This window comes from Cupriavidus gilardii (genome assembly GCF_008801915.1).
Lineage (GTDB): Bacteria > Pseudomonadota > Gammaproteobacteria > Burkholderiales > Burkholderiaceae > Cupriavidus > Cupriavidus gilardii.
In genome coordinates this window covers 19,640-33,596 of record NZ_VZOV01000003.1, presented here as the reverse complement: position 1 = coordinate 33,596, position 13,957 = coordinate 19,640, and the positions used below count along the sequence as shown (strand labels likewise).

The window sequence follows — 13,957 nt, the reverse complement described above, 5'->3', positions numbered from 1 at the left end:
GAATGTAATTTGTGACGGAGAAGCAACGTGCTGATTTCGAACGCATTTGCCCAGGCCACCGGCGGAGCCGGCGGCGCGGCGGGTGGCCTGATGAGTTTCCTGCCGATCATCCTGATGTTCGCGGTGCTCTGGTTCATCATGATCCGCCCGCAGATGAAGCGGCAGAAGGAAGCGAAGGCGATGCTGGAAGCGCTGGCCAAGAACGACGAAGTCGTGACCGCCGGCGGCATCCTGGGCCGGATCACCAAGGTCAACGAGCAGTATGTGACGCTGGAAATCGCCGAAGGCACCGAGATCACGGTGCAGAAGAACGCCGTCACCGCGGTGCTGCCGAAGGGTTCGCTCAAGGCGCTCTGAGCCCCTCGCTCTCTTACGCCTTGCGGCTTGGCCGCAAGGTTCCGGCACGCCGCCAATAGCGTGCCCGCACAGCCGCCTGGCCCCGCCCCGGGAAGTCTCCGGTCGGGCCAGGCGGCTGTTTGCCAACCGGTTGCCTGCGCGGCGCGCCCGCGGACTGCCGTCCGCGCGCCGCGCCGGCCGTAGCAAGACCGTAGAAAGACTGGCCGAAGATGAATCGCTATCCGCTTTGGAAATACCTCGTGATCCTGGTGGCGCTTGCCATCGGCATCATCTATACGCTGCCCAACTTCTTCGGCGAGGCGCCTGCGGTGCAGGTCTCGTCGGGCAAGGCCACCGTCAAGGTCGATCTGGCGATGCAGAAGCAGATCGAGCAGGTGCTGGCGCAGAACGGCTTGCAGCCCGACGGTGTGTTCTTCGACGTGTCGGGACAGTCCGGCTCGGTCAAGGCGCGTTTTCGCACCACCGACGAGCAGCTGCGCGCCAAGGACGTGCTGTCGCGCGCGCTGAACCCCGATCCCGCCGACCCGACCTATGTGGTCGCGCTGAACCTGCTGTCCGGCTCGCCGAAGTGGCTGACGTCGCTGCATGCGCTGCCGATGTACCTGGGCCTGGACCTGCGCGGCGGCGTGCACTTCCTGCTGCAGGTCGACATGAAGGGCGCGGTCGACAAGAAGCTCGACAGCCTGGCAGGCGATGCGCGCACGGTGCTGCGCGACAAGGGCATCCGCCACGGCGGCGTGGACCGCAACGGCGACCGCGTGACGGTGCGCTTCAACAATCCCGAGGACGCCAACCGTGCTCGCGGCGTGCTGGCCGACACCATGCCGGACCTGACCTTCGCGATGGACGGCAACAACGTGGTCGGCACCTTCACCGAAGCGGCGCGCCGCGCGGTGCAGGATGCCGCCGTGAAGCAGAACATCACCACGCTGCACAACCGCGTCAACGAACTGGGCGTGGCCGAGCCGGTGATCCAGCAGCAAGGCGCCGAGCGCATCGTGGTGCAGCTGCCGGGCGTGCAGGACACCGCCAAGGCCAAGGACATCATCGGCCGTACCGCCACGCTGGAGGCCCGCCTGGTCGATCCGGACGCGCCGCGCGCGCCGCGCCAGGGCGATCCGATCCCGTTCGGCAGCGAGCTGTTCCTGCACGGCAACGGCGCCCCGGTGGTGCTGAAGAAGCAGGTGATCTTCACCGGCGACCGCATCGAAAGCGCGTCGGCCGGCTTCGACCAGAACCAGCGCCCGTCCGTCAACATCAAGCTCGACGCCCAGGGCGGCCGCGTGCTGCGCGATGTCTCGCGCGAGAACATAGGCAAGCCGATGGGCATCGTGCTGTTCGAGAAGGGCAAGGGCGAAGTGCTGACGGTGGCGACGATCCAGTCCGAACTGGGCTCGAGCTTCCAGATCACCGGCTCGTACTCGACCGAGGCCGCCAACGACCTGGCGCTGCTGCTGCGCGCCGGCTCGCTGGCCGCGCCGATGGAGATCATCGAGGAACGCACGATCGGCCCGTCGCTGGGCGCCGACAACATCGAGAAGGGCTTCGATTCGGTGGCCTACGGCTTCGCCGCGATCGCCGTCTTCATGGTGCTGTACTACCTGCTGTTCGGCGTGTTCTCGGTGATCGCGCTGGGCGTCAACCTGCTGCTGCTGATCGCGGTGCTGTCGATGCTGCAGGCCACGCTGACGCTGCCCGGCATCGCGGCCATCGCGCTGGTGCTGGGCATGGCGATCGACGCCAACGTGCTGATCAACGAGCGCATCCGCGAGGAACTGCGTGCCGGGGCGTCGCCGCAGATGGCGATCGCGGTCGGTTTCGACCGCGCCTGGGCCACGATCCTGGACTCGAACGTGACCACGCTGATCGCCGGCCTGGCGCTGCTGGCCTTCGGTTCGGGCCCGGTGCGCGGCTTTGCGGTGGTGCACTGCCTGGGCATCCTGACGTCGGTGTTCTCGGCGGTGTTCTTCAACCGCGGCCTGGTCAACCTCTGGTACGGCCGCAAGAAGAAGCTGCAGAGCGTGTCGATCGGCCAGATCTGGAGGCCCAGCCCCGACAACAAGGGCACCGTGGCCAACAAGTGAGCGAAGTCAGCGCATCGAGCGCGAGCCGCGCGCGGCCCTGCCCCGCGGCTTCGCTCTGAAAACGAAACACCCGAACGCAGCACGCTGCAGCAGATACAGGATTCACCATGGAATTCTTCCGCATCCGGCGCGACATTCCGTTCATGAAGCACGCGTTGATCTTCAACGTGATTTCCTTCGTGACGTTCTTCGCCGCCGTCTTTTTCCTCTGGCAGAAGGGCCTGCACCTGTCGATCGAGTTCACCGGCGGCACGGTGATGGAGGTCAGCTACCAGCAACCGGCCGATCTGGAGCGGATCCGCGGCCAGGTCGGCAAGCTGGGCTACACCGACGTGCAGGTGCAGAACTTCGGTACCTCGCGCGACGTGATGATCCGCCTGCCGCTGCAGAAGAGCGCCGACGGCAAGCCGATCAGCTCGGCGCAGCAGAGCGAGCAGGTGATGGGCGCGCTCAAGGCGGTCTCGCCCGACGCCAACCTGCAGCGCGTCGAATTCGTCGGCCCGCAGGTCGGCAGGGAGCTGGCCACCGACGGCCTGCTGGCGCTGCTGTTCGTGATCGCCGGCATCGTGATCTACCTGTCGATCCGCTTCGAATGGAAGTTCGCGGTGGCGGGCATCATCGCCAACCTGCACGACATCGTGATCATCCTGGGCTTTTTCGCCTTCTTCCAGTGGGAATTCTCGCTGTCGGTGCTGGCGGCGGTGCTGGCGGTGCTCGGATATTCGGTCAACGAGTCGGTGGTGATCTTCGACCGGATCCGCGAGAACTTCCGCAAGTACCGCAAGATGACGACCCACGAGGTCATCGACAACGCGATCACCAGCACGATGTCGCGGACCATCATCACGCACGGCTCGACCGAGATGATGGTGCTGTCGATGTTCTTCTTCGGCGGCCCGACGCTGCACTACTTCGCGCTGGCGCTGACCGTGGGCATCCTGTTCGGCATCTATTCGTCGGTGTTCGTCGCCGCGGCGCTGGCCATGTGGCTGGGCGTCAAGCGCGAGGACCTGATCAAGGGCGAAAAGAAGGCCAGCGGCGCGGACCGCGACGATCCGAACTACGGCGCGCAGGCATGACGTTCCGGTAGTAAGGAAGCACGCATAAAAAAACGGGGCTCAGGCCCCGTTTTTTCTTGCTCCAGCGTACCGCTCACCGGCTGTGTCCCCCCTCTCCCCCAAGCGGGAGCGGCGAGAAAACCGCATCAGAACTGCTCGATCCAGATTGCCAGCCGGTCGGCCCCGAATTCGCTCGACGCGGGCGCCAGGCGCGAGACGATCGTGTTGCCGTCGCGCAGCATCTGCAGCGCATTGCCGCTGTGGTCGAGCCACAGCAGCGCGGCAAACCACGCGGCGTGCTGCTCCGACACCGCCGTGCCGACCGGTGCGCCGAGGAATTCGGACAGCACCGGCAACGACAGCCACACCAGGGCGTCGCCGTCGCGGCGCACCGCCTCGCCCAGCTGCTGCGCGATCACCGCCAGCGCATCGGCGCCCGCGGCGGCGTCATGGGCGGCGCGCAGCTGCGCCAGGCGGCTCGCCACCGCATGGCCGAAGGCGCCGCTGCGCTGGCTTTCGGCGCCGACCAGGTCGGCGTAGTCCATCCGCGCCCAGTCCGGCTCGGGACCCTTGGCCCCCGCCAGCACGGCGGCCGCCAGATAGGTCTCGACCGGCTGGAAGCGCTCGGGACCGATCAGGCTGGCACACAGCGCGCGCACCATGCCGATGCGCGCCGCCAGCGTCTGCCGCTGAATCACGCTGAGCTTCTCGCGCACCAGCTGGTCGCGCTCGCGGCGCAGGCCGGCAATCTCCAGCGCCTGCTTGAGTTCCATGCGAAGCGCGGTGATGTCCCACGGCTTCTTGATATAACGGTGGATCTGCCCCTCGTTGACCGCCTGCACCGTCGACTCGAGCTCCGAATAGGCAGTGGTCAGGATGCGAACGATATGCGGATAGTGCTCGCGGGCATGGCGCAGCAGCTCGTTGCCATATTCGCCCGGCATGCGCTGGTCCGAGACCAGCACGGCCAGCGTGTCGCCATGGGCTTCGAGCAGCGCCTTGCCCTCCTCGACCGAACCGCCGGTGACCACGGGCGCCAGCCCGCCGATCGCCCTCTGGAAATACTTGACCGCGGTGGCCTCGTCGTCGACGAACAGAATCGCGGGAGGCGATGCCTGGTTGTCGTTCGGTTCGTTCATTGACCGCTCCTATTGCTGTGCATTCGAGTCTTCGTATGGGGGAATTCCAGCGTCACCGTGGTGCCGGCGCCCGGGGTCGACTCGATCCGGATGCCGCCGCCGAACGACTGCATGACGCGGTTGCAGAAAATCATGCCGAGGCCATTTCCGCCGGCGGCGGCATGCGTGGTGACCGGATCGACCAGCAGGCGTTCCATCACGTCCGGTGGAATGCCCGGGCCGTTGTCGCTGATGCAGATCACGGGGTCGGGCTGCGCCACCACACGGAAGCGCAGCGACGGCCTGGGAACATCGGTCAGCGCCCGCAAGCCGTTGTTGAGCAGCGACGACAGCACCAGCGACACGCAGTTCGGCAGCGTATGAACGATGAAATCGCCGTGCAGTTCGACCTCGATCCAGTTGCGCTGCGGGCCCGTGAACGGATAGCTGTCGAGCAGCGCCATGATCAGGCTGCCGGCGGTGATGTCGCGATCGTTCTCGCTGGTCAGCGGCCGTTCGCCATTGCCGCGCACCGATTCCAGGAACGACGAGATCACCGCCAGGCAGTACTGCGCATTGCTGTGCATCACCGCGGCCGCCTGGCCGATCTCGGCCTGGCGCTGCGGATCGTATTCGGCGCTGCTGCGGCTTTCAACACCACGGGCAAAATTCGCGATAGCCGCGAGCGGGGTGTTAAGTTCGTGCGCCAGAAACGCCAGCGTCTCGTCGATCGCGGTCAGCCGCTGGTGGCGCGACTGCCGTTCGCGATAGCGCTCGCGCGCCAGCGCCAGTACGTCGCGCACCGCCTGCAGGCCGAGCGGCTTCTCGAGGATGCGAAACACCTCGCCGCTGTTGACCGTCTGCAGCAGCATGTCCTTGTCGGCGTAAGCCGTCACCAGGATCCGCACGATCTGCGGATATTCGGCGGCAACCTGCCGCAGCAGATCGGCACCGTTGCGCCCGGGCATGCGGAAGTCGGTGACCAGCACCGCGGTGCGGCCGCTGTCGTTGCGCAGCATCTCGATCGCCTGGTCGGCGCCCTGGGCGAGCAGCACCTCGTACTCCGCGCCGGCCGCGCGCGCGAAGTACTTGCAGGCCATCTCCTCGTCGTCGACGTAGAGCACGGTCAGCCGCGGCTGGCGCAGATCGGATCGCAGCTCGGGCCGCGGATCCGTCCGCTGGTCTGTCCGCTGTTCTGTCATCGCGCTCATTCCGCCCGCGGCAGATCGAAGCTGAACGCGGCCCACTGGCCCAGCTCGCTTTCGGCGAACAGTACGCCGCCATGCCGCTCGATCACCGCATAGCTGATCGACAGCCCCAGTCCCAGGCCCTGTCCGACTTCGCGCGTCGTGAAGAACGGCTCGAACACGCGCGCAAGATTCTCGCTGGGGATGCCCGGGCCGTTGTCGCGCACGTTGACATGCAGCCGGCCGTCCCGCCAGACGACGGTGGTATGGATCGCCGGTGCAGGCGTGCCGGCCTTGCGCATCGCCAGCGCCGCGTTCGAGAACAGGTTGATCAGCACGCCGATGATGGCCGCCTCGTCGCCGAACACCAGCGTGTCGGGCGGCAGCTCGCGCGTCATCCGCACGCCGCGCAGTTCGTGCGCGGTCAGCCGGCTGGCCGAGTCCAGCGCCTTCTCGAACAGGAAGGGCCGGCCCTCGACCTCGGCGCCGGGCTGCCGATAGGCGAAGATCTTCAGGTCCGAGACGATATGCTGGATCCGCTGCATCCCCTGGCGCGCGTCGATCAGGCATTCCTGCAGCGAGGCGCTCTCCTTGGCTTCGGGCTCCTCCAGCGCGATCTCGATCGCCATCAGGCAGAAATTGACCGGGTTGTTGACCTCGTGCAGCAGCCCCGCGGCCAGCGTACCGACCGCGGCCATCTTCTCCTGCTGCAGCAGCTGGCCCTTGATCTGCGCCAGGTTCTCGTTGATGCGCGCCAGCTCGTCGTTCTTGTGGGCCAGTTCTTCCTTCAGCCGGAACAGCTGGAAGCGGCCCTTCTCGTTGAAGTAGGTGTAGACCGCGCTGGCCGCCCCGGCGAACAGCACGAACAGCGAATTGACGATGAAGGTGCCGATCGGATGCAGCCCATCAGGATGCAGCAGGCAGGCGACCAGGTAGCACAGGTAGGACAGCCCGCCGAACACCACGTTCTGCCACAGGCCGAACGGCAGCGCGATGCCCGGCGAAGATCGCCAGGTTCAGGCCGACGTAGTACGGCGAGGCGACGCCATCGGTCTCCCAGATCATCCACGCGATCATCAGCTGCGGCAGCAGCAGCCACGACAGCGTCAGCCACGGGGCCAACCTGCGCCCGTGCTGGCTGTACAGCACCACGACGATGCCGGCGATCAGCATCGAGACGACGATGCGGGCGACCGCGAACGGTACCTGCCATTCCGGGTACTGGCCGTAATCGAGACCCATGCCGAGCAGCACCAGCACGATGGCGGTGTAGGCCCCGCCGCGGCTGAACGCCAGGCGAAAGTCGGCCAGTTCGGCCTGGTATCCGGCGTAGAGTCGGTTGACAGTCATGGCAGATCGGCGGCGCCGCCTCAGGAGATGGTGGCTTCAGCGAACACGTTGACGCCCGTGGCATCGACATAGACCTGGTGGTCGGTCGACTGCTCGGGCAGCAGGCTCAGCATCTTTGCTTCGTCGCGATAGATCAGGTACCACTCGAGCAGATGCTCCATGCCGTATCGCTCGGGATTGCTCGAATGGACGTTGGTGACCAGGACCCGCCCGCCGGGGCGCGTGCGCGCCGCGAAATGGTTCAGCAGGCGGGCGCAGACCTTGTCGGACAGGTAGTCGAACAGGCCGGCGCAATAGACCGCATCGAACTCGCGCACCGAAGGGTCCTCGACCGCGATACGGCGCTTGAGCAGCTCGTGCACCGACTCGTGCACCATCTCGACCTGCAGGTTGCGGCCCGCCTCGCGTGCCGCCCGCTGGATCGAGCCGCGCGTGAATTCGAGCGTCTCCTCGCTGAAGTCGACCAGCTGGAACGACAGCCGTTCGGGCTCGGCGTATTCGCGCGCAAAGCGCTGGATTTCGAAGGCCGGGCCGCAGCCGACGTTGAGCACGCGAAACGGTCGGCCCTCGGCGCGGGCGCTGTCGGCCTGGCGGCCGAGGAACTCGACCAGCAGATCGATGCGGTTGCGGTGCGCGGTGGCGACCGCCGCCTTCAGGAAGGCCGTGTTGACGATCTGGAAGTAGGTGGTGGGCCCCTGCTGCGGATCGCTGAGGATCTGGTTCACCATCTCGTAGTCGCCGGCGTAGCCGAGCGGCTTGGTGAAGGTGCGATAGACGAACGGCGCACGCAGCAGCAGCGGATGCAGCGCCGATTGCGCATAGGTCCGATGGACCGGCGCCAGTTCGACGTCGACGCGCTCGGCCTCCCCTTCCAGCCGGTCCAGATACGCCTTGACCTTGACCATCAGCGGCGTGGCCAGCTCCTGGAACACGTCCTCGCGCAGGCGGCCGTCGACCTTGGGCAGGCTTTCGGTCAGGTCCACCTGCTCGACCCAGCGCGACACCTCGGACAGGAAGGCGCGCATCTCGTTGACGGCGATCTGGTAATCGCGGCGGATGTTGAAGCGCGTGTCCCAGTCCGTGACGAACAGCTCGGCCTCGCGTCCCACCGAGCGCGGCTCGTTGGGCAGGTCGCTCAGCTCGCGCCACTCGTCGATCAGCGTCAGCGAGACCACCGCCGTGAGACCGGTATTGACCAGGCTCATCACCACCGCTTTGCCAAGATAGGCGTTCTTGGCCCCGATCCTGACGCTCAGGTCGCTCAATACCTCGCTGACCTGGACGATCGAATACGGGTTATAGACTTCCATCACCAGAGACTTTCTCTGGAGATTGATGATCGTGCCCCGCACCTGCTCGCCCTGCGAGTTGCGGAAGCTGACCACCGGATCAATTTGCGTTTGGGAGTACACGGTTTTGCGCCAGGGATAATCCGAAGAATGCGGCTGGCTCATGCCGACACGGGGGTCGGAACGGTCCGGCGCGGCATGGGCGAAGGAACTCGCGAACGGCTCGGCGAAGGCGATGCACGGAACTAGGGGTTGGGCATACGCTTGCGATCCTGATCGGGAAGTGAGCGGCGAAAGGGCAAAGCTGCGGGAACACAGCGGGCCAACGACAGGCCGATGCGGGCCAGCAGCCTGACCGGAAGCCGGCCGGCAACGGCCTCGGTCGCGGTCGGGCAACGCCTGCCCCGGTCCCGCTCCCGGGCCGCCAGGTGCGAATCAGCGACCGATTGTACTGTGGGCCCCTGCAGTGGACAACGACCCTCATCCCAACGAGGGGGAGCGGCCGCACATGCCCCCCACCGCGGGAGGGGTTGCCATCAATGAAAAAGGGCCGGATCGACCGGCCCTCGAATGGCAATGCGCAGGCAATGCGGATGCGCCCCAGGCAGGGGCAGCGGCGTCAGTCGGCGCGTACGCCCTCGACCTGGATCGCCAGCTTGACCTCGGGCTTGAAGCCCATCTTGACGCCGTAGTCGATGCCGAAGTCGGTTCGGTTGAAGGTGGCATAGGCGTCGGCACCGCAGGCCTCGCGCTTGAGCATCGGATGCTGGATGCACTTGAACTCGCGGATCTCGAGCTTGACCGGCTTGGACACGCCGCGCAGCGTCAGCACGCCATCGACCTCGGTCGGCACGTCGCCGGCGAACTTCGAGAACTTGCCCTTGTAGGTGGCCTCGGGATAGGCCTGCACGTCGAACATGTCCGGGCTCTTGGCGTGCTCGTTCATCTTGCCGTTGCCGAAGTCGATCGATGCGGCGTCGATCTTGATGTCCAGCGTGCCGGTCCTGGCCGCCCGATCGAGCGTGACGACGCCGCTGGACTTTTCGAACTTGCCGCGCCACTTCGACAGCCCGCCCAGGTGATCGGCCTCGAAGCTCGGATACGTGTGGGTCGGATCGAGGTTGTAGGTCACGGCGGCAGCCGAGGCGACGCCAGCGAAGGCGGTGGCGGAGGCGGCGGCGAGGATGGCGGCGACGGTACGCAGTTTCATGGGTTCTCCGGTCAGCGGTCGGGTTGGATACGTTCGATCGGTCCGATCCGATCGTTCGGGGTGGGTGAGTGGGTTGGGTTCGAACGTTGCGATTCGGTTCAGGACTTGGCGGCCGTCACCAGACGGAACTTGATCTGGACTTCGTCGGCGACCACCGAGGTGTCCTTCCATTCGCCCTCGCCGATATTGAAGACGCTGCGCTTGATCGGCAGCACGCCCTCGAAGACCTGGTTGGCGCCTTCCTGGCGATAGGTCGCGGGCACCACCACGTCGACGGTCTTGCCCTTGATGGTCAGCTTGCCGGCGACATCGAACTTGCCCGCCGCGGCCTGCTTGATGCCGGTCGATTCGAACACCGCCTTCGGAAAGCGCGCGGCATCGAACCAGTCCTTGCCCTTGACCTCCTTGGTGGTGGTGGCGTCGCCGATCTCGAAGCTGGCGACCTCGATCTCGACCTTGGCGCTGGAGCTGGCCAGCCTGGCCGGATCGAAGTCCACCGCGGCGGCAAAGCGCTTGAACTTGCCTTCCATCGGCACGCCGATCTGGCGCGCCACCGCGGTCACCGAACTCTTGCCGGCGTCGAGCTGCGCGGCGGCGAGATTGGCGGCAAAGCCGGCGCAGGCCAGCGACGCGGCCAGCAGCAAGGCACCGGGACGGGGAATACGTTTCATCGAGGGCTCCTCGGTTTCATTCGGTCAATGCTAAACAGGGGCGATTCTGGCGGGCTCGGGCCGACTCAGCGCAGGAACGGCAGCATGCGGCCGAGCGTGCCGTCGCGGTCCAGCCAATGGTGCTTCAGCGCCGCGGCGGCATGCAGCACGACGATCGCGGCCATCAGGTAGTTCAGCCAGATGTGGGCGAACTTCAGCGTCTCCTTCAGCGCATCATTCGGCTCGATCAGCTGCGGCAGCGGCCATACCCCGAGGTAGACGACCGGCACGCCGGCGGCCTGGCTGTACAGGTAACCGGTCACCGGCACCGCCAGGATCAGCAGATAGAGCAGCCCGTGGGCGGCCTTGGCCGCGGCTGCCTGCCAGGCCGGCATGCCGGCCACCGGCGCCGGTGCGGCGTGGGTCAGCCGCCACAGCACCCGCAGTACCGCCAGCGCGAACACCGTCACGCCCAGCCACTTGTGCCACGAGTACAGCTTCAGCTTGGTCGGCGTGAAGCCCGGGATATCGGTCATGTAAAGGCCGAGCCCGAAGGCAGCGAAGATCAGCAGCGCGACGATCCAGTGCAGGCCGATCGCGGTCGCGCTATAGCGCGCGGGAGTATTGGAACGCATTGAGGAAATCCGGCTTCAGTCTTTATTCTTTCGGCAAACGCTATTGATTCTCGCATTATTGCGCCCGGAAAGTGACGTCGGAAAGGCGGAACTTCATCAAGTCGTTCAAAGCGTTTGAATACTCTGGCGTTGGCCGCTGGCGCAGGGAACTTGCGCAATCGCTTGAGCCGGAAAAATCACAAACTCAAACTCTGACCGGGGCTCAGAGACTGACAGGGTCAGCCGGGAGGTCGTCGACATCGGACCAGTATTCCTCGAGCGGTTGCCACTCCTCGAGAAGCTGAGACAGCGACGCAGTTCAGACGGGCTCGGCAAGCAGCTTGTTGCCTGCTCGCCGCACCACTACTTCGTTACCGGGAAGTTGGAACTGGGGTGGGATACACAGGATTTGCCGCCCTCGACGACGAAGCAAGGGGACATGCAACGTTTCGATGGAGAACATGGTGGGCATACTGTTTCAACCTCGTGAATCGGGGAAGCGGTTTTGAAGGATGCCAGCCTGCGCTCCAAAGAAAAAGCCGCCCACAGTTGGACGGCTTCGAGGCATTGGGCGCCCGCCCGCCGGCACAAGACCGTGACGGCGCCGCGAAGACTTACTTCAACCGCTGCGCCAGTTCGACCGCCCGGCCGATATAGCTGCCCGGCGTCATCTCGAGCAGCCGGGCCTTGGCCTCGTCGGGAATTGCCAGGCCCTCGATGAAGGTGCGCAGCGCCTCGCGCGAGATGCCCTTGCCGCGGGTCAGTTCCTTCAGTTGTTCATAGGGATTGGCGATGCCGTGGCGGCGCATCACGGTCTGCACCGGCTCGGCCAGCACTTCCCAGCAATTGTCCAGGTCCTCGGCCAGCCGCTCCGGATTGGTTTCGAGCTTGCCCAGGCCGCGCAGGCAGGCCTCGTAGGCCAGCAGGCTGTAGCCGAAGGCGACGCCGATATTGCGCAGCACCGTCGAGTCGGTCAGGTCGCGCTGCCAGCGCGAAACGGGCAGCTTCTCCGACAGGTGGCGCAGCAGCGCGTTGGCCAGGCCCAGATTGCCCTCGGAATTCTCGAAGTCGATCGGGTTGACCTTGTGCGGCATCGTCGACGAGCCGATCTCGCCGGCCTTGGTCTTCTGCTTGAAGTAGCCCAGCGAGATGTAGCCCCAGACGTCGCGGTCCAGGTCCAGCAGGATGGTGTTGGCGCGGGCCACCGCGTCGAACAGCTCGGCCATGTAGTCGTGCGGCTCGATCTGGATCGTGTACGGGTTGAAGGCCAGGCCCAGCCGGTTCTCGATGACGTCGCGCGAGAACGCTTCCCAGTCGAACTCGGGATAGGCGGACAGGTGCGCGTTGTAGTTGCCGACCGCGCCGTTCATCTTGCCGAGCAGTTCGACCCGCTCGATCCGTTCGATCGCGCGGGCCAGGCGCGCGGCGACGTTGGCCATTTCCTTGCCCAGCGTGGTCGGGCTGGCCGGCTGGCCGTGCGTGCGCGACAGCATCGGCTCGCGCGCGTTGGCGTGCGCCAGTTCGACCAGCCGCGCATGCACGCGCCGCAGCGTCGGCACCAGCACGCTGTCGCGCGCGCCCTTGAGCATCATGCCGTGCGAGGTGTTGTTGATGTCTTCGGAGGTGCAGGCGAAGTGGATGAATTCGCTGGCGGCCACCAGCTCGGCGTTGTCCTGCACGCGCTCCTTCATCCAGTACTCGACCGCCTTGACGTCGTGATTGGTGACCGCCTCGATCTCCTTGATCCGCGCCGCGTCGGCTTCGCTGAAGTGCTCGACCAGCGCCAGCAGCGCGGCTTCCGACTGCGCCGAGAACTTCGGCATGTCGGGCAGGCCGGTGCGGGCCAGCGCAATCAGCCAATGGACTTCGACCTTGACGCGGTGGCGCATGAAGGCGGCCTCGGACAGCCATTCGCGCAGCGGGTCGGCCTTGGCGGCATAGCGGCCATCGATCGGGGACAGGGCGGTGAGCGGCGAGAGCGCGGCGGGGGAGGCGGTAGCGGACATGCTGGCAGACGGCGGGAGGGAATGAAGAGGAAAACCTGGAACGGTCGGCGGGCGCGCTGCGCTGGCACCCCCTATGTACTCGAACACATACAAAGCCGGGAACGATCCTGCGCAATCCGGCGCGAACCGGCGCGCCGGCCTGGCAGCCGGCGCTGGAAAGCCGCGATTTTACCACCGCCCTCCCCGCCGCGCCGCGCGATCGTCGCCAGTGTTGCGGGCAGCCCCGCGAGGTGCCGGTTCGGCGCCGGCGCCGTGCCGGATCGGCCTCCCGGGCGGTTATACTCGCCACGCCGAGCCAGCGGCCTGTTACGAAGTGCATCAAGGCAGACCGGACCCGTGCGCCACCGCCGGCGCGCGAGGCCAGCCGCTCCAACGCGGAGCGCCCGATGCACTTCATAACGAGCTCAAGGGGAGAACATGAAGCTGTACGCATCGCAGACCAGCCCTTACGCGCGCAAGGTGCGCGTGGTGATGGCCGAGAAGAAGATCGACTATCAGATGGTGGAAGTCGACGTGTGGTCGCCGGACACGGCGATCGGTCAATTCAATCCCCTCGGCAAGGTGCCCTGCCTGGTGATGGAGGACGGCGGCGCGGTGTTCGATTCGCGCGTGATCGTCGAGTACGTCGATACGCTGACGCCCGTCAGCCGCATGATCCCGCAGGGCAGCCGCGAGCGTCTCGAAGTGCGCTGCTGGGAGGCGCTGGCCGACGGCCTGCTCGACGCGGCGCTGCTGGCGCGGCTGGAACACACCCAACGCGAGCCGGGCGAGCGCAGCGAGCGCTGGGTGCGCCGCCAGCTCGGCAAGATCGACGGCGCGCTGGTGGCGATGGCCAATGGCCTGGCCGACCGCACCTGGTGCGCCGGCAACCATTATTCGCTGGCCGACGTCGCGGTCGGCTGCGCGCTGTCCTATCTGGACTTCCGCTTCCCGGACATCGCCTGGCGCGAGCGCCATCCCAACCTGGTCGCCTTCCACGACAAGATCAGCAAGCGCCAGTCGTTCATCGATACGGAGCCGCCACGCGGTTGAGC

11 protein-coding genes and 1 pseudogene are annotated in these 13,957 nt (G+C 66.1%); 4 read left to right on the top strand and 8 right to left on the bottom strand.

The features are described from left to right. The first annotated feature begins 27 nt into the window (after window positions 1-27). From yajC to secF, 3 genes are all read left to right on the top strand, one after another. Entirely contained in the window at window positions 28-357 is a 330-nt protein-coding gene (yajC, locus tag F7Q96_RS05760; protein WP_006577207.1) for a preprotein translocase subunit YajC, read from the top strand. A 209-nt stretch (window positions 358-566) separates the two neighbouring features. Further along, complete coding sequence (gene secD / locus F7Q96_RS05755; protein ID WP_053822485.1) at window positions 567-2,441, top strand: protein translocase subunit SecD; 1,875 nt, start codon at window positions 567-569, stop codon at window positions 2,439-2,441. A gap of 107 nt (window positions 2,442-2,548) precedes the next feature. After that, on the top strand, window positions 2,549-3,520 hold the full coding sequence (gene secF / locus F7Q96_RS05750; RefSeq protein WP_053822486.1) for a protein translocase subunit SecF: 972 nt from the start codon (window positions 2,549-2,551) through the stop codon (window positions 3,518-3,520). A gap of 125 nt (window positions 3,521-3,645) precedes the next feature. On the opposite strand, the gene F7Q96_RS05745 is transcribed toward secF, so the two are convergent. The 8 genes and pseudogenes from F7Q96_RS05745 to purB all read right to left on the bottom strand — a co-directional run bounded on the left by F7Q96_RS05745 (window position 3,646) and on the right by purB (window position 12,923). After that, complete coding sequence (locus tag F7Q96_RS05745) at window positions 3,646-4,638, bottom strand: response regulator (protein WP_053822487.1); 993 nt, start codon at window positions 4,636-4,638, stop codon at window positions 3,646-3,648. Next, window positions 4,635-5,819 carry a hybrid sensor histidine kinase/response regulator gene (locus F7Q96_RS05740; RefSeq protein ID WP_053823198.1) on the bottom strand — a complete coding sequence of 395 codons (1,185 nt, stop codon included), beginning with the start codon at window positions 5,817-5,819 and terminating at the stop codon, window positions 4,635-4,637. Before F7Q96_RS05740 ends, F7Q96_RS05745 begins: the two co-directional genes overlap by 4 nt. Window positions 5,820-5,824: 5 nt before the next feature. Then, window positions 5,825-7,154 (bottom strand): annotated as a pseudogene (locus F7Q96_RS05735) (sensor histidine kinase). Window positions 7,155-7,174: 20 nt separating this feature from the next. Further along, window positions 7,175-8,566, bottom strand: a complete 1,392-nt coding sequence (locus tag F7Q96_RS05730) for an SAM-dependent methyltransferase (RefSeq protein WP_053823199.1) — start codon at window positions 8,564-8,566, stop codon at window positions 7,175-7,177. A 496-nt stretch (window positions 8,567-9,062) separates the two neighbouring features. Further along, the gene (locus tag F7Q96_RS05725; RefSeq protein ID WP_053822489.1) at window positions 9,063-9,653 is read right to left on the bottom strand and encodes a YceI family protein; all 591 of its coding nucleotides are present in this window, start codon (window positions 9,651-9,653) and stop codon (window positions 9,063-9,065) included. Between the two features lie 98 nt (window positions 9,654-9,751). Beyond that, window positions 9,752-10,324: a YceI family protein gene (locus tag F7Q96_RS05720; RefSeq protein WP_053822490.1), complete on the bottom strand. Its 573-nt coding sequence runs from the start codon at window positions 10,322-10,324 to the stop codon at window positions 9,752-9,754. A 65-nt stretch (window positions 10,325-10,389) separates the two neighbouring features. Beyond that, window positions 10,390-10,938, bottom strand: a complete 549-nt coding sequence (locus F7Q96_RS05715) for a cytochrome b (RefSeq protein ID WP_053822491.1) — start codon at window positions 10,936-10,938, stop codon at window positions 10,390-10,392. Window positions 10,939-11,531: 593 nt separating this feature from the next. Next, window positions 11,532-12,923: an adenylosuccinate lyase gene (gene purB, locus F7Q96_RS05710; RefSeq protein WP_053822492.1), complete on the bottom strand. Its 1,392-nt coding sequence runs from the start codon at window positions 12,921-12,923 to the stop codon at window positions 11,532-11,534. Between the two features lie 417 nt (window positions 12,924-13,340). Here purB and F7Q96_RS05705 point away from each other — a divergent pair, with 417 nt between their 5' ends. Continuing rightward, on the top strand, window positions 13,341-13,955 hold the full coding sequence (locus F7Q96_RS05705; RefSeq protein WP_053822493.1) for a glutathione S-transferase family protein: 615 nt from the start codon (window positions 13,341-13,343) through the stop codon (window positions 13,953-13,955). Window positions 13,956-13,957 lie beyond the last annotated feature (2 nt).